General features: G+C 40.5%; 16 protein-coding genes. 7 read left to right on the forward strand and 9 right to left on the reverse strand.

Translation table 11 applies throughout. The features are described from left to right. Positions 1 to 147: 147 nt before the first annotated feature. Positions 148 to 642 carry a cupin domain-containing protein gene (locus ACFFIP_RS09265; protein ID WP_382387328.1) on the reverse strand — a complete coding sequence of 165 codons (495 nt, stop codon included), beginning with the start codon at positions 640 to 642 and terminating at the stop codon, positions 148 to 150. Between the two features lie 164 nt (positions 643 to 806). Here ACFFIP_RS09265 and ACFFIP_RS09270 point away from each other — a divergent pair, with 164 nt between their 5' ends. The 5 genes from ACFFIP_RS09270 (at position 807) to ACFFIP_RS09290 (ending at position 8,758) form a co-directional block, all read left to right on the forward strand. Beyond that, the gene (locus ACFFIP_RS09270) at positions 807 to 3,959 is read left to right on the forward strand and encodes a glycosyl hydrolase (RefSeq protein WP_382387329.1); all 3,153 of its coding nucleotides are present in this window, start codon (positions 807 to 809) and stop codon (positions 3,957 to 3,959) included. A 74-nt stretch (positions 3,960 to 4,033) separates the two neighbouring features. Then, entirely contained in the window at positions 4,034 to 4,627 is a 594-nt protein-coding gene (locus ACFFIP_RS09275; protein WP_382387330.1) for a YceI family protein, read from the forward strand. 149 nt (positions 4,628 to 4,776) lie between these two features. Continuing rightward, complete coding sequence (recJ, locus tag ACFFIP_RS09280; RefSeq protein ID WP_382387331.1) at positions 4,777 to 6,501, forward strand: single-stranded-DNA-specific exonuclease RecJ; 1,725 nt, start codon at positions 4,777 to 4,779, stop codon at positions 6,499 to 6,501. 2 nt (positions 6,502 to 6,503) lie between these two features. Then, complete coding sequence (gene lptB / locus ACFFIP_RS09285) at positions 6,504 to 7,241, forward strand: LPS export ABC transporter ATP-binding protein (RefSeq protein WP_382387332.1); 738 nt, start codon at positions 6,504 to 6,506, stop codon at positions 7,239 to 7,241. Then, positions 7,241 to 8,758, forward strand: a complete 1,518-nt coding sequence (locus ACFFIP_RS09290; protein WP_382387333.1) for a GH3 auxin-responsive promoter family protein — start codon at positions 7,241 to 7,243, stop codon at positions 8,756 to 8,758. Before lptB ends, ACFFIP_RS09290 begins: the two co-directional genes overlap by 1 nt. A gap of 12 nt (positions 8,759 to 8,770) precedes the next feature. Here the strand turns inward: ACFFIP_RS09290 and mtgA are convergent, their stop codons facing one another. From mtgA to ACFFIP_RS09310, 4 genes are all read right to left on the reverse strand, one after another. Continuing rightward, positions 8,771 to 9,466, reverse strand: coding sequence for a monofunctional biosynthetic peptidoglycan transglycosylase (gene mtgA / locus ACFFIP_RS09295; RefSeq protein ID WP_382387334.1), 696 nt, complete (start codon positions 9,464 to 9,466; stop codon positions 8,771 to 8,773). 4 nt (positions 9,467 to 9,470) lie between these two features. After that, on the reverse strand, positions 9,471 to 10,292 hold the full coding sequence (locus ACFFIP_RS09300; protein ID WP_382387335.1) for a class I SAM-dependent methyltransferase: 822 nt from the start codon (positions 10,290 to 10,292) through the stop codon (positions 9,471 to 9,473). Positions 10,293 to 10,358: 66 nt separating this feature from the next. Continuing rightward, entirely contained in the window at positions 10,359 to 12,269 is a 1,911-nt protein-coding gene (locus tag ACFFIP_RS09305; protein ID WP_382387336.1) for a DUF3857 domain-containing protein, read from the reverse strand. A gap of 1 nt (position 12,270) precedes the next feature. Next, the gene (locus tag ACFFIP_RS09310) at positions 12,271 to 14,103 is read right to left on the reverse strand and encodes a DUF3857 domain-containing protein (protein WP_382387337.1); all 1,833 of its coding nucleotides are present in this window, start codon (positions 14,101 to 14,103) and stop codon (positions 12,271 to 12,273) included. A 250-nt stretch (positions 14,104 to 14,353) separates the two neighbouring features. On the opposite strand from ACFFIP_RS09310, the gene ACFFIP_RS09315 reads away from it, so the two are divergent. Further along, on the forward strand, positions 14,354 to 14,821 hold the full coding sequence (locus tag ACFFIP_RS09315) for a MaoC family dehydratase (RefSeq protein WP_382387338.1): 468 nt from the start codon (positions 14,354 to 14,356) through the stop codon (positions 14,819 to 14,821). A 44-nt stretch (positions 14,822 to 14,865) separates the two neighbouring features. Here ACFFIP_RS09315 and ACFFIP_RS09320 read toward each other — a convergent pair whose 3' ends face one another. Next, the gene (locus tag ACFFIP_RS09320; RefSeq protein WP_382387339.1) at positions 14,866 to 15,597 is read right to left on the reverse strand and encodes a tRNA threonylcarbamoyladenosine dehydratase; all 732 of its coding nucleotides are present in this window, start codon (positions 15,595 to 15,597) and stop codon (positions 14,866 to 14,868) included. Beyond that, positions 15,587 to 16,237, reverse strand: a complete 651-nt coding sequence (locus tag ACFFIP_RS09325) for a TatD family hydrolase (RefSeq protein ID WP_382387340.1) — start codon at positions 16,235 to 16,237, stop codon at positions 15,587 to 15,589. Before ACFFIP_RS09325 ends, ACFFIP_RS09320 begins: the two co-directional genes overlap by 11 nt. Positions 16,238 to 16,547: 310 nt before the next feature. On the opposite strand from ACFFIP_RS09325, the gene ACFFIP_RS09330 reads away from it, so the two are divergent. After that, positions 16,548 to 17,240, forward strand: coding sequence for a spheroidene monooxygenase (locus tag ACFFIP_RS09330; protein WP_382387341.1), 693 nt, complete (start codon positions 16,548 to 16,550; stop codon positions 17,238 to 17,240). Here the strand turns inward: ACFFIP_RS09330 and ACFFIP_RS09335 are convergent. Both ACFFIP_RS09335 and ACFFIP_RS09340 read right to left on the reverse strand, forming a co-directional pair. Beyond that, positions 17,237 to 18,376, reverse strand: coding sequence for a BamA/TamA family outer membrane protein (locus ACFFIP_RS09335; protein ID WP_382387342.1), 1,140 nt, complete (start codon positions 18,374 to 18,376; stop codon positions 17,237 to 17,239). The genes ACFFIP_RS09330 and ACFFIP_RS09335 overlap by 4 nt on opposite strands. 107 nt (positions 18,377 to 18,483) lie before the next feature. Continuing rightward, positions 18,484 to 20,895, reverse strand: a complete 2,412-nt coding sequence (locus ACFFIP_RS09340; RefSeq protein ID WP_382387343.1) for a TonB-dependent receptor — start codon at positions 20,893 to 20,895, stop codon at positions 18,484 to 18,486. Positions 20,896 to 20,907 lie beyond the last annotated feature (12 nt).

The raw sequence follows: 20,907 nt of genomic DNA on the forward strand, positions 1-20,907 counted from the left end.
TAACTTGAATTCATTTACAATTAAAGTTTTAAGGCTTCCAGCACTCCCTGCTTTCGGAAGCCTTATTTTATATCTCTAATATAATGAATTTCAGTTAATTAACCACTAACTAAACGGCATTAATTGATAATTCGTAATTTACAGTTCTCACCTTCCAAAATCATCCTGCAATCTCACAATATCCTCCTCGTCAGATGGGTTTTCTGCATCAGTATGCTGCCATATTTCTGCTACTATGCCCCAATCTTCGAGACCGATCAAACGATGTCTTTCTCCTTGTTGCAACTTGATTTTATCCCCTTCCTTCAAGACATGTTTTTTTTCTTCTTCATCAGTCAAACTGGTGGATACAGCTACTTCCCCTCTAACACACCTCCAGATTTCAGCTCTTCTAAAATGGTACTGCCAGCTCAACCGCTTTCCTGGGGAAACCAAAAGAATTTTGGGGCTTAGTTTTTCTGATAATTTCAACGCTTTAAAATCCTCATCAGGGAAAAACTCATGCGCAAAACTTTGGGCCTGAGATTCTTCAATTACCAAAAATCCGCCCCATGGCCTTTCCCTATCTTCTTTGATAATGGTAAAACCCTTTTCTTTCATCAATGCCTCAGCGGCTCCAAAAATTTCAGCCTTAGTTGTCATAAATTTTTATTTGTCGGATAATTAAAAACCAAATATGCGAATTGCAGACCGAATTATAAAATCAACCCAAGAACCCTTCACTTGAGTTTGAAAACCATTTTAAAAAGCCTGTTTTTATTTGGGATATTTTCGCCAAATTTATAGAAAGTAAAACCAACCTCATTATGAAGAAAATATTGTTAATTGGACTTGTCCTGATGCTGGCTTTTCCCGGGTTTTCCCAAAGAGGAAGAGGCAATACCAGCAATACTCCTACAGTAAATTTTGACCCCGAACTTTACAGTGGTCTAGAATGGCGCAATATCGGCCCATTCCGTGGTGGTAGATCCAACGCCGTCACCGGAGTGCCCGGTAATGACCAGGTTTATTTTGCCGGTTATACAGGTGGAGGCATTTGGAAAACAGAAAATGCCGGAATATCCTGGAAAAACATCTCTGATGGACAGTTAGCCACAAGTTCGGTCGGGGATATTGCCATCAGTGAATCCGATCCAAATGTGATTTATGTAGGCATGGGCGAGCATGCCATCAGAGGCGTGATGACAAGTTATGGTGATGGTGTCTATAAATCAACCGATGGTGGTAAAAACTGGAAAAATGTGGGACTGGAAAAAACCAGACATATTTCTGATGTGGTAATACATCCACAAAATTCCGACATCGTCTACGTTGCTGCCCAAGGAGCAGCTCATGGAGCTAGTGAAGACAGAGGAATTTACAAAAGCATGGATGGAGGACAGACTTGGAAAAAGGTGCTTTATGTAGACGAAAATACCGGGGCTTCTTCTTTAAGTATGGATTACAATAACCCAAGAATTCTATATGCTGCCACATGGGAACATATACGCCTCCCTTGGCAAGTAAGAAGTGGCGGAGCAGGATGTGCCATATGGAAGTCTGTGGATGGCGGTGAAACTTGGGAAAAAATCAATAATGGTCTGCCAAAGGAAATGGGCAAAATCGGTATCAGTGTCTCCCGCGCCAACTCAGATAGGGTATATGCCATCGTGGAAGCTGAAAAATCCGTAGCGGGTGTCTACCGCTCTGATAATGGAGGACAATCCTGGACCCATATGACCAATAATGCGCTCCTGACATCTAGATCCTGGTATTACACGGAAGTAATGGCTGACCCTAAAAATCCAGAAGTGGTCTATGTGATGAATTCTCCACTGACCAAATCGATCGATGGCGGAAAAACCTTCACAGTAGTACCAGTCAGGCATGTGGATACCCATGATATCTGGATCAATCCCGATAACCCAAGCAATGTCATCCTGGGTGATGATGGCGGTGCTGAAATCTCTTTCGATGGCGGAAAAAGTTGGTCTACCCAAGATAACCAGCCTACAGCCCAGTTTTATAGGGTCAATGTGGACAACATGTTCCCTTACAAAGTATATGGTGGACAGCAGGACAACTCATCCGTTGTCATCAAAAGCCGAAACAATTATATCGGATTGACGGAAAAGGATTGGTTCATTGGTCCGGGTTGTGAAAGTGCTTTTGTGGCATTCGATCCCAATAATCCTGTCTTGTTATATGGAGGCTGTTATCAGGGCATTATTGATGTGTTGGATATGGACAATGGGCATACAAAGGATATTAGGGCCAATCCAGCCAACATCCTGGCTTATGATGCTCAGGCTATGAAATACAGGTTCAATTGGAATGCTCCTTTGTTGGCTTCGCCCCATGATTACAACACCATCTATCATGGTGGAAATGTTCTTTTAAAGACTACTAATGGAGGTCTAAGTTGGGAGGAAATCAGCCCTGATTTAACTAGGAACGAAAAAAGCAAACAAGGACCAGGAGGTGCTCCTATCACAAACGAAGGTGCCGGAGGAGAAAATTACAATACCTTGAGTTACGTAATCGAATCACCTCATGAACAAGGGGTGATCTATACTGGTAGCGATTGTGGACTTGTCCACATCACTAGAGATGGTGGGGCCACCTGGCAAAACATCACCCCGGCAGGATTACCGGAGAGCCTTATTCAATCCATTGAGGTCTCTCCACACGATAAAGGAACTGCCTATATAGCCGCTACCCGTTATAAATTCAACGATTTCCGCACCATGAGTTATAAGACTACTGACTATGGCAAAACATGGCAGCCTATCAATGCTGGAATCCAGCAAGATGACTTTATCAAAGTCATCAGAGAAGATAAAAAAGTGAAAGACATACTCTATGCAGGAGCAGAAAGAGGTTTTTATATCTCATTTAATGCCGGGGCAAATTGGCATCAGCTTCAGTTAAATCTTCCTGTGGTACCCATCACTGACATCACTTTTGCAGACAATGATATGGTAATTTCCACTGCTGGTAGAGCATTCTGGATTTTAGATGATCTCAGTGCTCTACAGCAATCAAAGGGAAAACTTGGGGCATTACAAATCTTTCAGCCAAAACCTACCTATAAATACGAAGGCTATATTCCTTCTTGGATGGACCTCCCTCCGGGTATCGGAGAAAACCCGATGACAGGTGTGATTTTGGACTATTACCTGCCAGAAGAGGCTGATTCTTTGGATTTGAAACTTGAAATCCTCAATAGCGCTGGTAAGGTTGTTCGTTCTTACAGCAACAAAAAAGATGAAAATTTCAAACCCTTCCCAGGAGGACCGTCTCCAGCACCCGTCATTCCTGCTAAAAAAGGACTGAACAGATTTGCATGGGACTTTAGGGGAGCTACCCTATTGGAAATCCCAAATGCTTTTGTTTATGGGGATTACAGCGGACATAGGCTTGCCCCTGGAAAATATGTAGCAAGATTGACTTTTGAAGGAGTTAGTACTGAAGCCTCAATTGAGGTAGTACAGGATCCTAACCTTAAAAATGTCAGTCCTCAGGATTGGATTGCCCAGCAACAGTTGCTAGAAAAAGCAAGTACATTGCTAACTGAAATCCACCAGTCTGTGAATGATATGCGGAATGTAAAATCCCAACTTGAGCACCATAACAGTCTACTTAAAAACAGAGAAGATAGCAAAGAACTGCTTACCTCCGGAGAAGAATTGATCAAGAAATTAACAGATTGGGAAAGCAAGATCGTAGAAACCAGACAGAGCAACTTCCAGGATGTGATCAATTTCCCTAGCCAACTGAATGCTCAGTTCTTCGAATTGAAATCTGCCATAGATGTCCATGACCCAAGACTCACCGATGCCGTAAAGGGCCGACTAGGGGAACTGGAAGCAACCTGGAATTCTTATCAAGTTGTTTTGAATGGTTTGATACAAAAAGAAATCCCAGCTTACAATGAGCAATATAAATCGAAAAATATTCCAGCCATAATAAAGGATTAAACCTTTTGGACTGAAATGAGTCAAAGGATATAAGGAAAAATAACTTATTCGTGTTTAAACAAAAATCAACCATTATGAAACCAATTCCTATTCTCCTTTTTGCTGCACTGATTTCCTTCTCGTTTATTTTCGGTAAAAGTGATGCAGTCTTAAATGTAGATAAAAATGAAAGTACCGTATCTTGGAAAGCCAGCAAAGTAACCGGCACACACTTTGGCAAGGTTAAAATCTCCAAAGCAGAACTTGACTTTCGGAATGAACGCATTCAGGGTGGCTCCTTCGAAATGGATATGACATCCATCACTGTGGAAGACATTACAGATGCCAATTCAAACAAAAGGCTGACAGACCATTTGAAATCAGATGATTTTTTCTCTTCAGAAAAATTCAAATCCTCTTCCATGAAAATCACTTCCGCCAAAACCAACAACGGAAAGGATTATCAAATCACAGGTGATTTGGTCATCAAGGGCATCAGTCACCCGGTAACTTTTCCTGCAATTGTAGAGGTAAGCGGCAATAAAATTACCGCCACAGCCAATATCACCTTTGACCGTACAAAATACGACATCAAATACCGCTCAGGAAGTTACTTTGAAAATCTTGCGGACCGTTTGATCTATGATGATGTTCATTTAGAGGTAAAACTAGTGGCGATGTCTAACTAATATTATCCATATCAATTTTCAAGAAAAGCTCGGTCTACTCCTATAAGACCGGGCTTTTTTGTATTTTGAATTTTCTCAAAAAGGAACCTTACCAAAATAAAAGGAATTGTTCTAAGTAAAATAGTGCGCTACTTTAGTAATTTAGCCATATGGAGTATAAATGGATGATTAGGGAGAAGGCCGACCTTAAAACAGTAGAGTCCCTAAGTAAAGAAATCAATGTCAATCCAACCTTGGCCAATATGCTGGTCAACAGAGGGGTTGACACTTTTCAAAAAGCCAAGGATTTTTTCAGGCCTGACTTGGATAAGTTACACGATCCTTTATTGATGAAGGATATGGACAAGGCAGTCATTAGACTGGCCAGTGCGATTGAAAATGAAGAAAAGATCCTTGTCTATGGTGATTATGATGTAGATGGTACCACTTCAGTGGCCATGATGTATGGTTACCTAAGCCGGTTTTATCCACATCTTGATTTTTATATTCCTGACCGATATAAGGAAGGTTATGGTATTTCAGAAAAAGGGGTTCGTTTTGCAGCTGAAAATAACTTCAAGCTGATCATTTCATTAGACTGCGGCATCAAGGCTATTTCTAAAGTTGCTTTGGCCAAAGAACTTGGCGTAGATTTCATCATTTGCGACCATCATACCCCGGGCGAAGAGCTTCCTCCTGCAGTGGCCATTTTGGATCCCAAAAGACAGGATTGCCAATACCCTTACAAAGAACTTAGTGGCTGTGGGGTGGGATTTAAACTGATTCAGGCCATATCTCAACATCGGGGAGAGGATTCAAGCATTGTGATGTCCTACCTTGATCTTTTAGCTATCAGTATCGCAGCTGACATCGTTCCGATCACAGGAGAAAATAGGATTTTGACTTTTTATGGCATTGAAAGAATCAACAACAACCCTAGACCTGGAATAAAAGCACTGATTCTCCGGAGCAAAATCGAGAAGGATATAGAGATATCTGACATTGTCTTTAAAATAGGCCCTAGAATCAACGCTTCTGGAAGATTGGAACATGCAAAAGCTTCTGTCGAACTTTTGATTTCCAAAGATCTGGAAGATGCCCTAGCACGGGCAGAGCTGGTAGATACCGTGAATGCTGCGAGAAAAAACTTTGACGAAAACATCACTAAAGAAGCTATTTCCATGATCGAAAGCATGGAAGAAGTCAGACAGTACAAATCAACGGTTCTTTTCAAAGAAGATTGGCATAAAGGGGTTATTGGAATTGTAGCCTCCCGATGTATTGAGCGGTATTATAGACCTACTATTATTTTAACAGAATCCAATAACAAAGCCACCGGAAGTGCAAGGTCGGTTTTTGATTTTGATATTTACGAAGCCATTTCAGAATGCAGTGAGCTTTTGGAACAGTTTGGAGGACATAAATATGCCGCTGGCCTAACCATGGCAGTGGACAAAGTACCTGCGTTTCAGGAAAAATTTGAAGAAGTCGTGAGTTCAAGAATTCATGACATTCACCTGAAGCCAGTCATGGAAATTGATGATGAGATTCTTTTAGATCAGATCAATTATAAATTTTACAATATCCTGAAACAGATGGCGCCATTTGGACCGGGAAATCCTGAACCCATTTTCACAGTAAAGCAGGTTTATGCTGAAAATGTCAGGGTTTTGAAGGACAAACATTTGAGGTTCAATGTAGTACAGGACGGACAGGAAACCAAACCTGTTTGTATTGCATTTGGAATGGCCGACAAAAATGCCTTTCCTGATGAGTTTGTGTACAAGATGCTCTTACGAAAAATGCGCTTTGATTTGGCTTTTGAGATTAGGGAGAATACATTTAGGAACAACAGTAGTCTACAACTTTACGTGAAAGACATAAAATTTGACTGATTATGAAGCTACGGGCAGAAAACCTGGTAAAAATATACAAAGGAAGAAGGGTCGTCAATAATATCTCTGTGGAAGTTGAACAGGGAGAAATTGTTGGGCTTTTAGGGCCTAATGGTGCCGGTAAAACCACCTCTTTTTACATGATTGTAGGCCTAATTCAGCCAAATGAAGGTGAAATTTTCTTAGAGGACCAGAATATCACCCAGCTGCCCATGTACAAAAGAGCAAAACTGGGCATTGGCTATCTTGCCCAGGAAGCTTCCGTTTTCAGAAAACTTACTGTTGAAGAAAACATCATGGCCGTTTTGGAAATGACCAAAAAATCCAAAGCCGAAATGAAGGAAAAAGTGGAGAGTCTCTTGGAAGAATTCAGCTTGACGCATGTTCGCAAAAACCTGGGTATGGTCCTGTCTGGTGGTGAAAGGAGGAGGACAGAAATAGCAAGAGCTTTAGCCGTAGATCCCAAATTTGTGCTCTTGGATGAGCCTTTTGCCGGCGTAGATCCAATTGCAGTTGAGGAAATCCAAACAATTGTCGCTAAATTGAAAAACAAAAATATAGGTATCCTGATCACTGACCATAACGTTAATGAAACTTTGTCAATCACAGACAGAGCTTACCTGATGTTTGAAGGAAAATTATTGAAGGCAGGTACTGCTGAAGAGTTGGCGGCAGATGAACAAGTCAGAAGGGTATACCTAGGCCAGCATTTTGAATTGAAAAGAAAAGTTTTTAACTGATGGAAGTAGTCAATTCCTTCATGACCTGGATTTTTAAAAACCGCATAGGTCAGATTGAGCATTTCAAAAAGAACCCTATTGAGGTCCAGGAGGAGCTCCTTGAGGAGCTTATTTCTACAGCCAAAAGGACTGAGTTTGGAAAACAGTTTCATTTTGGCGAAATCAGGAAGTACCAGGATTTTGCTGAGAAAGTACCGGTACAGGCTTATGAAGAAATGAAACCCTATTTTGAAAGGGTCATGCAAGGCCATCAAAATGTCATTTGGCCATCTGAAATCAGGTGGTTTTCCAAATCATCCGGAACTACCTCAAGCAGAAGCAAATATATCCCAGTATCCCAGGAGTCTTTGGAAGATTGCCATTTCAAAGGTGGCAAAGACATGATTTCATTATATGTCAATAATTATCCGGAAAGTAAACTGTTTGCCGGCAAAAGCCTGAGCATCGGAGGAAGCCTTGGACAAAACCCCATCAACCCAAAGAGTGAAATCCAAGTTGGAGATATTTCTGCTGTGATCATGCAAAACCTACCGCTCTGGGTACAGTTTGCCAGAACCCCTAGTTTGGAAGTAGCGCTGATGAGTGAGTGGGAAAGTAAAATTGACCGAATGGCAAAGGAAGTGATGAACGAAAATGTTGTAAGCATCTCCGGTGTGCCTACATGGACAATCGTACTGATTCAGCGCATCATGGATCTGAAAAAGGCCAATCATATCCTTGAAGTATGGCCAAACCTTGAGGTTTTCTTTCATGGCGCCGTGGCGTTTGGTCCTTACAGAAAACTTTTTCAGGAACTGATTCCCTCTCCTAAAATGCATTATATGGAGACATACAATGCTTCAGAAGGTTTCTTTGGGATTCAGGATCAAAAAGAATCAGATGAAATGTTGCTGATGTTAGACTATGGAATTTATTACGAATTCATTCCCATGGAGGAGTGGGAAAGTGATAACCCAAAAGTCATTCCTTTGGCAGATGTTGAAATAGGTAAAAATTATGCCATCCTGATTACCACCAATGCAGGATTATGGCGATACAAAATCGGCGATACGGTCAAATTCACAAGCACAACTCCGTACAGAATCAGGATTTCAGGTAGGACTAAGCATTTTATCAATGCATTTGGGGAAGAAGTGATTGTGGAAAATGCAGAAAAAGCCATACAGACTGCTGCAGAAGCCACCAATGCCACAATTACCAATTTCACTGCCGCTCCTGTGTACTTTGGAGATTCCAAAAGCAAGGGAAGTCATGAATGGGTTATTGAATTCAAAACCTTCCCTTCCGATCAGGAACAATTCAAACAACTGCTGGACAGCACACTCAGGGAAATCAATTCTGATTATGATGCCAAACGCTACAAAGATCTCGCCCTCTCCAGTCCAATTATACATTTTGCCACGGAGGGAATATTTGAAAAATGGCTCAAAAACAAGGGCAAACTAGGAGGTCAAAACAAAGTCCCAAGACTGTCCAATACCCGTGAATATATGGAAGAAGTGCTTAAGCTTCTTTAATCGCTCCCGTTCTTATATCCCCATTCCAACAGGATTGATATTATTCATCTGCCTCAAAATCCAGACCTGCCTTCCCTGAATATAGGGAGTTGGCCTTGCAGGTGACCATCTTCTCGGGTTGGGTAAAACAGCTGCTATTAAGGCAGACTCATTCCTGTTCAATTTGGCGGCAGACTTTTTAAAATTCGTTTGTGCAGCTGCTTCTATTCCATAGACGCCTTCTCCCATCTCGATCACATTCAGATAGACTTCCATAATCCTTTCTTTTGACCAGATGGTCTCAATCAGAAAAGTGAAATAAGCCTCCAGCCCTTTTCTGACCAAATTCCTGCCTGGCCAAAGAAATACATTTTTAGCTGTTTGCTGTGAAATGGTGCTAGCTCCTTTGACGCGCTTTCCTTTTTTGTTGTTTTCCCAGGCCTTTTTCATGGCCTCCCAATCAAAGCCATTATGGTCCAAGAATTTTTGATCTTCTGCAGCAACTACTGCCTGTGGCACATTCTTAGAAATGTGCTTCATGGAAACCCAATCCTTATAGAGCCTCAACTCCTTTTTTTCATCCACTGCCTGTTCATATAATCTAATGACCATCAAAGGAGTAATCGGCACTGGAATGAATCGGTAGATAATGGTAAAACCAATACTTAGGATAAAAAACCAAAGGATGATTTTAAATATTATACGAAAGATAATTCTGAAGATTCTCATGGGGTCAGGCAAAAGCAGTTGCTTGGATAAACCTATAATAAAAAACCGATTGCGGCAAATCCCTTAATTTGTCCATGGCTTCCTGCATGTCTTTAACCTGCTTTTCTGTAACCAAGCCTTCCTCCAAAAGCAGAGGAGCTCCCGAACTCATCAGGTTTTTCCAATAGGTAAACACCGTCTTTTTTTCTTGAGGCATTCTACTATCTAAATGAAAACCCTCACTTCTCAGATCAATTTGTTCATAACCTGATTCTTGAAGCAAATCTCCCAATCGAGCTCCCACTTGAGGGTCTCCGCCAATGCTAACCTGATATTGATTGTAAATTGTCCAATATTCCATTATGGCCTCTTTGACGGGATAAGTATAAAAAGTACTGTTAAAAACTTCCGTAATGGAGACCTTCGCTCCAGTCTTCAAAAAAGGTTTCATGCTTTTCAATACCCTCACCGGATCGGAAATATGCTCCAACACCCAGCAAATAAAGGCACCATCATACTTTTGAGGAAGTTGGAGGGCAGTAGCATCTTGCTGAATAAATTCCACCTTATCTTGACCTATGCCAAGTTTGGTCATGTTTTCCTTCGCCTTCTCAATCTGCTTGGATTCATATTCCACCCCGGTAATTTTTAAATGGGGGAATCTTTTAAGTAGGATTTCTGTTTGTGCCCCCACACCACTGCCTATTTCAAGCAATTCAGTAACGCTTGAAAAATCAATAAAATCATAAATCGGATTTTCAATCACCATGGCCTGTTCCCGAAGTCTTTCCTGCTCTACTTCATGATACCCATGTATATATTTTGGCGCTGGAATTTCCTGACTCATTATTCAATTATTTGCAACAAAGTACGCTGTTTTTTTACTGATTCGGAATGTGTCAGAAAGATACTTTTAAGGTTGGCTGATTTTCTTCAAAACCACAGGCTCTTTGAGTTTACTCGTTACCACTTCCATAAAATACTTCAGGTCTGCATACAGCAAAGCGGGAAGCATATTCGCCTTCAGGTCCAAAGTTGCATTGACTTTGACCATCCCGTCCAAAGAGGAAATCTTGTAATTGAAGACGAACAGGCCACCGGGTAACATCAGGCTGGCTTCCTCCGGGTAATCATCCAGTTCATAACCTTCAGGTATCTCAATGATCGAGGTATAATTGTCCAAAAATGTATGGTAGAAATCTACAGGAAAAGTACGGGATTCCGCTTTGAAGGGATTTTCTGCCCAGCGGTTATATTGAAAGGGTTGAATAAATAGCAAATCCCCACCAAATTCACCAAAAGACTTTTTCAGTTTGACGTCAAAGGCTTTTCGAGGCTCTTCACGGGCGGAAAGGGTAAAGTCAATAATCGTTTCACCGTCTAACTGAAAGGATTCTTTCTTGACCTCTTCTTCTGTGGATTTGGCAAGATTGGTATCAAAATCAATTGCATCATATTCCAGGAATCGGATGGAGGATTCTGAAATCAGGTTGCCGGTATTTTCCAATTTGATAGTCACCGCTTGTTGAATTCCTGATCGGTGTGTGACAGACATTGGGATAAGTCCGCTTTCCTTATCTTTTAATAGAAAGCCCTTATCAACATGAAATGCTACCGGCAAATAACCGAAAGGAACATGCTTGCTGGTCGCATCCACATAGTAAACCTTGCCATCTGCTATCACTGCCAATATCAACTGGTTAAACTGATCCGCAAAAGGACTGTCTACAATATTGGACCTACCATTTCCTTTACTGCTGATTAAAAGGGGATAGGCTTCAATGCCGTTCTGGGTTAAATATGCTAACAGCAGCATATTGATATCTGGTCTTGCCCCTTTTTTCGTCTCAAATAAACGCTTGATATGGTCATCAGCAACTATGCCTGAATAGCCATTATATTCAAAATTGTCCAGAACATACTTATAAAATACTTTAGCTGTTTCCAATTGCGAATCTCTTTCTATGATCATTTCCTGAATCTTTTCTGCATTTGCCTTATTGGGTTTGGCATAGCTCCTCATCTCCTCGATATTCATTAAAAACTTGGCTAGATCAACCCATGTTGAAAATACATTGGTACTGGAGCGAAACCCATATCCTGCAAGTTGAAACTCGATCTTTTCCAAATAATCCATGTAATGTGACATATAAGGCTCTTCAGAAAAAGACCTCAAGTCAGTCAGGATCCACTTATAAGTGCCATCCTTTCTGGCATCAAAACGGTGTTTGGTCGCCTGCTCCCCCTGACTCAATACACGGTAATTCAGAGTGCCCGGAATTTCAATAGAATAGACCGAAAGTAAGGTTGGTAAAGGATTTTGAAACACCCACCCTTCCAATACTGTTAGCCTTTTATCCAATTTAGTGTACTCATATTCAATGATAGAGCCTTCTTGCACATCCGGCAGGGTAAACCTGATTTCTTTCCACCCATTTCTAGTATCCACATTGAAAAAATCACTGTCCTTTAAAGCAATGGTCTTTTGCTCTCCATCTTTATAATTGGTGATCTGCGCCTTTACCTTGGAAACCCTTACCCATCCTTCTGCACCATGATAAAAAGGAATGGTAACCGTACCATACTTGATACCGCTAGGTTTAAGAATTTTAAGCCTTCGGGTGACCACGGATTCCATCTCCGGTATCTCAATCTTTGAGGTGCTCATTTCCCCTAAGATGACTGCATCGGCTTCAGGCTCAAACTCCACTTCTTTCAGGTCAATTTCTTTTTGCGTATAGCGTCCATATATAATCTCCTGCGCTTGGACAAAAGAAATGATGCTTAGCAAGAGAGTGAAGGATAAAAATGACTTTTTGACCATATTATTCTGACTTTTTTAAGATAATGCTTCTGTTATTTAAGGTATTGACTCTTTGAATCCTTTTGTCTTTTTCTCCCTCTTCCAAATCTTCCAAATTAATTTCCATTCTTCTAAGGACCTTTAGCACACCCTCCTCTAAAGAAGTTTGGATGTCTAATTTGATGCCCTCCTCCTCTATGGACACTGTAGGCAAATCACCTTCAGGACTAAGGTTTGCCGGTAAAACGACCAAAAACTCTTCCTGAACCAGGGCATTGCCATAACTCAAATCTTCTTTATTGATCTTTTTCCATGCCACAGGGATAAGGACCCTTTTGGCAGTATTCTGGGTAAATCTCTGTACATTTCCCTGAAAGCTGATCCTGGCCCTGGGAATAAAATCCTCTGAAGAATAATTGATATTGAAATCCGAAACGAGCAGACCATTGCCCCCAAGTGTTCTGTTCAGGTAATTTTTTTGTTCTTTCAGATCAGCCTGGGACTCTAAGCCCAGGTAATTTGCTGCTGGATTTCCCTGAAACAAGTAGTCTCCTTCTATTCTAGCATCGCCGTTTTCTTGCAGAATTATCCTGTTTTGTAATTGAAAAGTGTTGAATTCTTCTTCTGAATAAGAGGGTGTTTTTTCAAGAAACCCCCCATCATCAGTGATGACCAGGACATGCCTGTCCTTAGTAAAATCACCCAAGTACCCCACTGGATTACTTTTAGAAGTACATTCCAACCAAATGGTTTTTTCTTCCAACGGAACCCTTAAAAAGACATGGTTGAATTGGCTCGACGAAAATTCCGTATCAATATCTTCTTCAGTTGAACCCGCACGCACCAAGGCATACTGGGAATCTATGCCTACTTCTTTGAGCATGGTTTTCATCAGCATGGTCAAACCCTTACATTCCCCATACTTGAGGTCGAAAACCTGATCTGCAGGTTTGGGCATCCAACCTCCAATTCCCAACTGAATGCTGACATACCGGTAATTATTTTGAAGGTATTGATAGAGGGCAGCAATCTTTTCCACATCCCCTTCCATACCACCAACTATTCTCTGAATTTCGTTTTTAAGCTGGTTGGACACCACATCCTTCCCCTTATTTAGTTGGGCAATCCAAGCACCAAAGCCATTCCAATCACTCATATCTGCCTCAAACCCCTCCAAAGAGAATTTTCTGGGGTAGATTTCCACCCTGGCAGCTTCATTTCCTATCGATTCGTCAAATGCCGAAAGATTTGATAAATTCCATTTAAGACTGACCTCTCCATCCGTAAAAACCGAGTCAGGGTTCATATCCATATATTTGATCTTGTACCTCAACCCAAGATTTTCAGGATAATTGATTTCCAAAGTGGATTGGTTAGCTCGTTGGTGATAATAGGATATCGGAAACCAGGTCTTGAAGTAAAAATTACCAGATTGCTTGATCTCATAGTTTAACTCTACAATCAGCGGGGCTTTTTCATTGGACAATCCATAGAATTTAACCCTATCATCCTGAAACAAACTCCCCCCAGAAAAATCCGACATATCGGTAAGGTCCTTAGAAGATATTTTCTTAATTGTCTTCCCATTCTTTGGATCTATTATCTGGGCCTCAAAACGCATAATCCTACTGATGTCATCATAAGGGATGGCGATATTGGCATGATGAAGACCTTTGAGTTCCTGCACATGTGTTTTTTGCCTGACTTGATAAGTTACAGTATAATCTTCATGAAGTGTAATACTTTCATGTCTGTCCAATACAGAATAAACAGGTTTAACATCCTGCGCATGCGTATGAAAAACAACTCCAAAAAAGCCAAAAATCAAAGATTTGGCGATTACCTTAAAATCCATAATGATGATCCGAATTACACCAAATTTATTGATTTAGTTAAATAAAAAAATACTTGTGAACAAAATTATTTTTGGAAAAGCTTTTTGTATTTAATACAATTTAAACGTGATTGTTTGATTGGCTTTATAAAATCCCTGATAAGGGAGGCTTCTAAATCTTAAAAAGGAGTAATTTGGTCTTACTGTTATAATTTAAAGGTTGAAAGCATATTTTTTTCTACCTTTAATTTTTAAAACCTATTGACAAAATATGAGCCAGATCACTATTGGAAGTTTTGAAGATTTTGAAAAATTCATCGGTCAAGACTTAGGAGTATCTGAATACCATCAGATTACACAGGAGCAAATCAATAAGTTTGCGGAAGCAACATTGGACCATCAGTGGATCCATACTGACCCACAAAGAGCTAAAGAAGAGGGGGCTTTTGGAGATACTATTGCCCATGGATACCTGACTCTTTCTTTAGTCCCTTACCTTTGGGAGCAGATAGTCCATGTGAATAACCTGAAAATGATGGTGAATTATGGCATTGAAGAGCTGAGGTTTGCACAAGCAGTGCTGGTCAACAATGAAGTGAGATTATATGCCAACCTGAAAAATGTGGTCAATTTACGGGGAACCATAAAAGCAGAGGTAAATGTCAAGCTGGAAATCAAAGACCAAAAAAAGCCAGCCTTTACCGGAACTTTGGTATTCCTTTACCATTTTCATGGATAAGTTTCAATCAAACGATGACATGAAGTCATCGTTTGATGTTTTCTTTATTGTCCCGCTAATAAGTCATTCACAACCACCGATGCACAGCTACAGCCAAATGCTGCCGGCAAAAAGGACATGGTTCCATAAGCCGATTTTTTGAAATTACGCCCATCGGTCAACATCAAACTTTCCTTGATGTAAAGTTCTGTGGAAAAAACCGCTTTAAACCCTTTTCTGATATTCAGCCTTTTCAGCCTTTTTCGCAGCATCTTTGCCAATTTGCAATTATATGTTTCCGAAATATCCGAAATCCTGATTTGGGTAGGATCCATTTTTCCTCCAGCTCCCATGGAACTTACCAAAGGAATTGCTCTCAGGTAGGCACCTTCAATCAAATGAAGCTTAGGCGTAAAACTGTCAATGCAATCCACCACATAGTCAAAATGTTGATCACGGAGCAATGCTGACATAGGACCTGGCTCCAAAAATTCCTTGATTACATGGATTTTCAGGTTTGGATTAATGCTCAGCAGTCTATCCTCCATCCACTCCGCTTTTGACTGCCCCACGTTTTTTTGGGTGGCAGGTAGCTGCCTGTTGACATTACTGATATCCACCACATCCCCGTCGATGATAGTCATCTCACCGATTCCGCTTCTACAGATAAACTCAGCCGCAAAAGATCCAACTCCTCCCAAACCCACGACCAATACGTGCTTTTTTGCCAATTTTTCCAAGCCTTCTCGACCAACAATCAACTCTGTCCGCGAAAGCCAGGCAAATTCATCCTTCATTCAATTTTCTTTTAGATATATGATTCCAATTATCCCTAACCACAAATACCAGCTCCTCTATAGAAAGGCCCAAAATTACAGAAGCTTGCTTATAAATCGAGGAAATTTCAACATCAGATGTGTCTGTTTCAAAAAAAATTCTGTCCAAAGGACATTCCCGGATAAATTTTTGGGCATTGGAACCCTCTTTCATCAAGGCTTCTCCAAATGAAAAATAAACAGGACGAGCCAATAGATTCTTGGCTACCTCTGGTTTTTGATTGTAACCATGCCAAATGATCGCTGGACTTTCAGGATTACGCTTCAAAAAAGCCTGCAATAAATGTAGTCCTTTAACACAATGGAGAATGACAGGTAGGCCATGTTTCTTGGCAATTTTGGCTTGGGCTGCAAAGACTTCTAACTGTAAATTTTCCTCAGGACCTTTTAGTAAGTCAAAACCGCATTCCCCAATAGCTTGGAGATGTGGGTGATGGATGTTTTGTTCAATAATATTGATAAGATCAGCCCAATCTGTTTTCAAATACCAAGGATGGATTCCTAAAGAAAAGGATTGGGAGGGAATAGTTTCTTCAGGTCTCCTGCTAAGGATACTGTTTTGTTTTCCTATGCTGTGGGTATGAATGTCTAAAAAAAACATCGCTCAGGTTTTTGGCTGGACATGAAGTTAATTCTAAATATTAAAGTTTCATGGAATACGGGAGGACAATACACTTTCTTTCCAAGTTTGCTTACAATAATCACTGGTGAATAAATATAAATCAAGAGGAATTAAATGAATTGAAGTACAAAAAATTAGGCACAAAAACCAATTTTATATTTTTTAAACAAAAGACTATTTTTCAAGGTTACAAAAACATTATTAGCATAAAACTTTGGTTATGAAAGACATTCAATGCGCAAGCATAACATTTTTTAAGTTTGATGGTATCCTGAATCAAACTTGGGGAATGACTCAGTTACTAAGTTTGAGATTTAATTTCAGCAAATACGATCAATCCGAATTTTTCAAATTATTAGGTGCAGGAAGCGGCCTTGGATATAGGGCATGGCCAAAATTTGGTGTTGTAGGTGTTTTTATGATCTGGAAAAGTGAAGAAGGAGCCAAAAAGTTTTTTGAATCTAAAACTTTTAAAAGAATTCAAGAGTCTTGCAAGGAACAGTTCACGGTCTTGATGCAGCCCACCTCGTCTAGAGGAACTTGGTCAGGCTTTGGAAATTGGAGAATTTCAGATTATGAAAAAGACCCTAAGGGTATAGTATGTGCATTGACCAGAGCAACTATCAAAAAGAAATACCTTATTGATTTTTGGAAAATGGTTCCTACAATAAGCAAAACTCAGAAAGATTATCGAGGTTTGATTTTTTCACAAGGTATTGGAGAAGTGCCTATATTGGAACAGGCTACATTTACCATTTGGGAGAGTGTGCAATCCATGGAAGAATTTGCATACACCTCCTTTCATGGTAAAGCCGTTCAAAGAGTAAGGCAGGCCAATGGATTTAAGGAACAGATGTTTACAAGATTTAAACCCATTATGACTTTGGGTAGTTGGCAAGGAAAAAATATTTTAGCTGAATACCATGTTCCTGAAATTTCCACTTTGAATACAGTGGCAGAACCTGTTGCCCTTCCTATTTAAATTACCTCATTCAAGCCAAAGTAAAATGCCCTTTGGTCTCCAAAAGCGATATCTAAACGGATATTGAGCCCCTCCTCATTAAGTCGGTACCTAAACCCTACACCTGCGCCATATTTCATTCTTTTTAATCGGAAATCTCCGAGTTCTGTTGCCACCTGACCACCATGTCCAAAAACAACAAGGCCCAAATTTCTATAAACAGAAAATCTGTATTCCACTTGTTGTACCATGGCATGTCTATCTCTGAATTTCCCTTCAAAATAGCCACGCATCCTGTCTGAGCCTCCGGTGAGAGAAAGATGTTGAAAAGGAGCATTACCTGTTGTAAAACTCCACCAGCTTTGCAGAGCAAAACTTTGGTGTTCAAAGGTTTTCAGGTATTTCCTCAGGTCAATGGTATATTGGTTGAATGTGAATTCACTGCCTAAAAAAGACTGAAAGCTCATCCAGCCTATTCTGTTGAACCAACCTTTCGAGGGTTGAAATATATTGTCCCTATTATCCAACCTGATTCCAAAACCTAAGCCTGAAATCCTTTGGCCATCAAAGCCAAGTGGCTGGCCGCCTTCTAAAATCCCATTAGGAACACGGTCATATATATCATCTATGCGGAATTCATACCTTGGCCCAATATAGAGTCCCCTTATAATATTTCTCTCATAGTTTAGGTGGATATAAGCATAACGAGTCGAATAGGACTCCCCCTCATCAGTAGGTATTTCATTACCAATTCCAAAATACCGAAAAGGAAAATTCGATAGCTCCAATCGGCCATTGAAATAATCCCTATTTTCACTCGCCCAGAGATCCAGTTCAGTCGTAAAAACTGTCTGATTATTGAAGGTATGCAGCAAGGTAATGGGCAAGGTTGACGGACGGAGAACATCTTTTCCCTCACCCTTAAATCGGAATACCCTGATCGCCCTGACACCTAAACCCAGGCTCGTTTCAGGAGAATACACCACCGCAGGAATAAATGCCCATTTTTCTCCTGATATCAACTCGACCACCTGATCTCCAAGATCAAAAAGCTTGTCTACATTTTTTTCCTTTGTGACCTCTGTAGAATCTGTCTGGGAAAATGCCAATCCAAATCCTTCAAAAAAAAGTAACAGTATGATCAGGTATTTTTTCATCGCGACAAAACTATGAAAATAAAGCTTAATTAACGCCTGCTGGAAAAAGTAAAGACCCTGGAGCTATTGATTTTTGCTCCAAGGCCTTATTATCTATTTCTATTGAATTAAAACTCTACAATAATCCCAATGGTTGGCAAAAGTGTACCGGTTGGGTTAGGTATCAATTTGGTCTGATAACTGCTTGGATCATTAGGATTGACCTGCAAACGACCCTGATCATCCCTTACTGGTACCAAGATAGGAGGTTGTTCGGCTTCTCTGTTATAAGCATTTTGGATATCAATGTACCAGTTGAAATTCCATTTCTCAAAGAAATAGCGCTTGTCAATCCTCAAATCCAATTGATGGAAAGGTTTTAGTCTCAATGCATTGATCTGATTGAAATCCAAAATACCCTGACCTCTCAGGTTCCAAACATTGATCAATGAAGAAGTAGCCACATCAATTGGGGTATAAGGAAGCCCTCCAAGATATCGCCACCTAGCTCCGACCTCCCAGTTCTTGCGGAAACGCTTACCAGCAGTTGTACTGATGATGAACCTATTATCCCAAGCTGAAGGAACAAATCCCTCTGTGTTGGGATTGGTAAATTCACTTCTGACCAAAGTTACTGCCGCAATTCCATAAAAGTTATTGAAGAATCTTTGCTGTGCCAAGAACTCTAAACCATAAGATCTTCCTTCTGCATTGGATACCACAGGTTCGTTGCCTATGACACCAAAGTCAGCACCTAAGTTGGCAAGAGCAATACCATTCCTTAGGGAAGATGGGTAATTTTTATAACGCTTGTAAAAAGCCTCGACACTGAATCTTCTGCTTTTCTCAGGGATCACTTTCTCAATTCCTGTAACATAATGGGTGGCCTGGATAAATTTGATATCATTCAATTGATTGACCAATTCTCCCTCATTGTTCCTAAACCCCAAGGAAGTGTAGGCGGGCTTTTGGTAATAGATGCCCACATTGGAAGTCCAGAAGAGCTGTGGCTTTATTTGATAAGATACGGACAAGCGAGGGCTGATCTGGTTCAATGGGTTTTGGGCAGTTTGTCCAAAATCACTTCCATCAATCCTGACCCCACCCGTAATCAATAGACGCTCATTATTGAAATATTTGCTTCCAGAGATAAATGCACCATAACTATTGAAGAAGGTTTTATCATTCACATCTAGCACGGTGCCATCATTGGCGAAAGAGAACCTATCGAAAGTATTGACAAAAAATCTCGCAAATTCGTAATTCACACCATATTTAAGGTTAAATCCTTTGGTGAAAATAGAGTTCTCAGCCCTGAATTTATTTTCACTTTCCTGAGAAGTATAATCGAAAGTAAGGTTAGCAGGGTCACTTTCATCATTTTGAAAATACTTGAAAGACCTATTGTTCAGCATATTTCTACTGAGCACAAATGTCCAGAATCCATTCTCTCTGTACCGCTTTAATTTTAAACCTGTTGTATAATTCCACTGGGTCGAAATCGGGAGGTTTTCCAAGAGGTACAACCTGTTTTCTTTTTCTTCCTCAGTTTCATTATCGGGAACATCAAAGTTCAATACAAAATCATCAATAGCCCCTACTCCAATAAAGGTCAGTTCCGTTTTCTCATTGAGCTTTGTGGTTGTCTTAACCGTAAAATCGTTAAATGTGGGAAGAAAGGGCAAACCAAGCTGTCTGAACAAGAAGCTCAGATAAGACCTTCTGGCAGAAACAAGATAAGTGGTCTTCTCCCCAATTGGGCCTTCATTGGAAATCGTAAATTCACTTGCGCCTAAGGTCATTTGTGTAAACATCTTGTCCTTACGGCCATCTTTGAGCTGAAATTCAAAGAAGGAGCTAAGGGAATTCATTCTATCTGCTGGAAATCCACCAGTAATGACATCCACATTTTTGATCAGGTTCACATTCAGGATACCAACAGGTCCACCAGAAGAACCCTGAGTAGCAAAGTGATTGATGACAGGAACCTCAATCTCATCCACGAAAAACTTATTCTCATTCGGTGCACCACCTCTTATGATGATATCATTTCTGAAACTAGCCGTACTGGCTACACCTGGTAGAGACTGGATTACCCTACTGATATCCCTGTTTCCTCCAGGATATCTTTCGATTTCATTGGTATTCAGCCTACGCACTGAAATTGGCGTTTCGTCAGATCTGGTAAAATCCGAAGAAACAGTCACTTCAGTCAGCTCTGAAGCTTCTTCCTCCAGATCAAAATCCAATCTGACCGCTCTGGCCAAAGTGACCTGAATTTCAAATGAGGTTTTGGAACGGAATCCCACAAAGCTGGCTCTGACATTATACAGTCCAGGCTCGAGATTAGTGATTACATAATTGCCATTCTCATCGGATACAGTACCATATTCGGTACCTAAGAGGACGATATTGGCAAAAGGAATTCCTTCATTATTGGCTTTATTGAAAATCCTTCCGCGGATTTCACCGCTCTGAGCATTGACAAATGAAGAAATGAAAACAAAGGAAATGACAAGCAGTATAAATGAACGCCGCATATTTGAGTATTA

Source organism: Fontibacter flavus (assembly GCF_042432905.1).
GTDB lineage: Bacteria > Bacteroidota > Bacteroidia > Cytophagales > Cyclobacteriaceae > Fontibacter > Fontibacter flavus.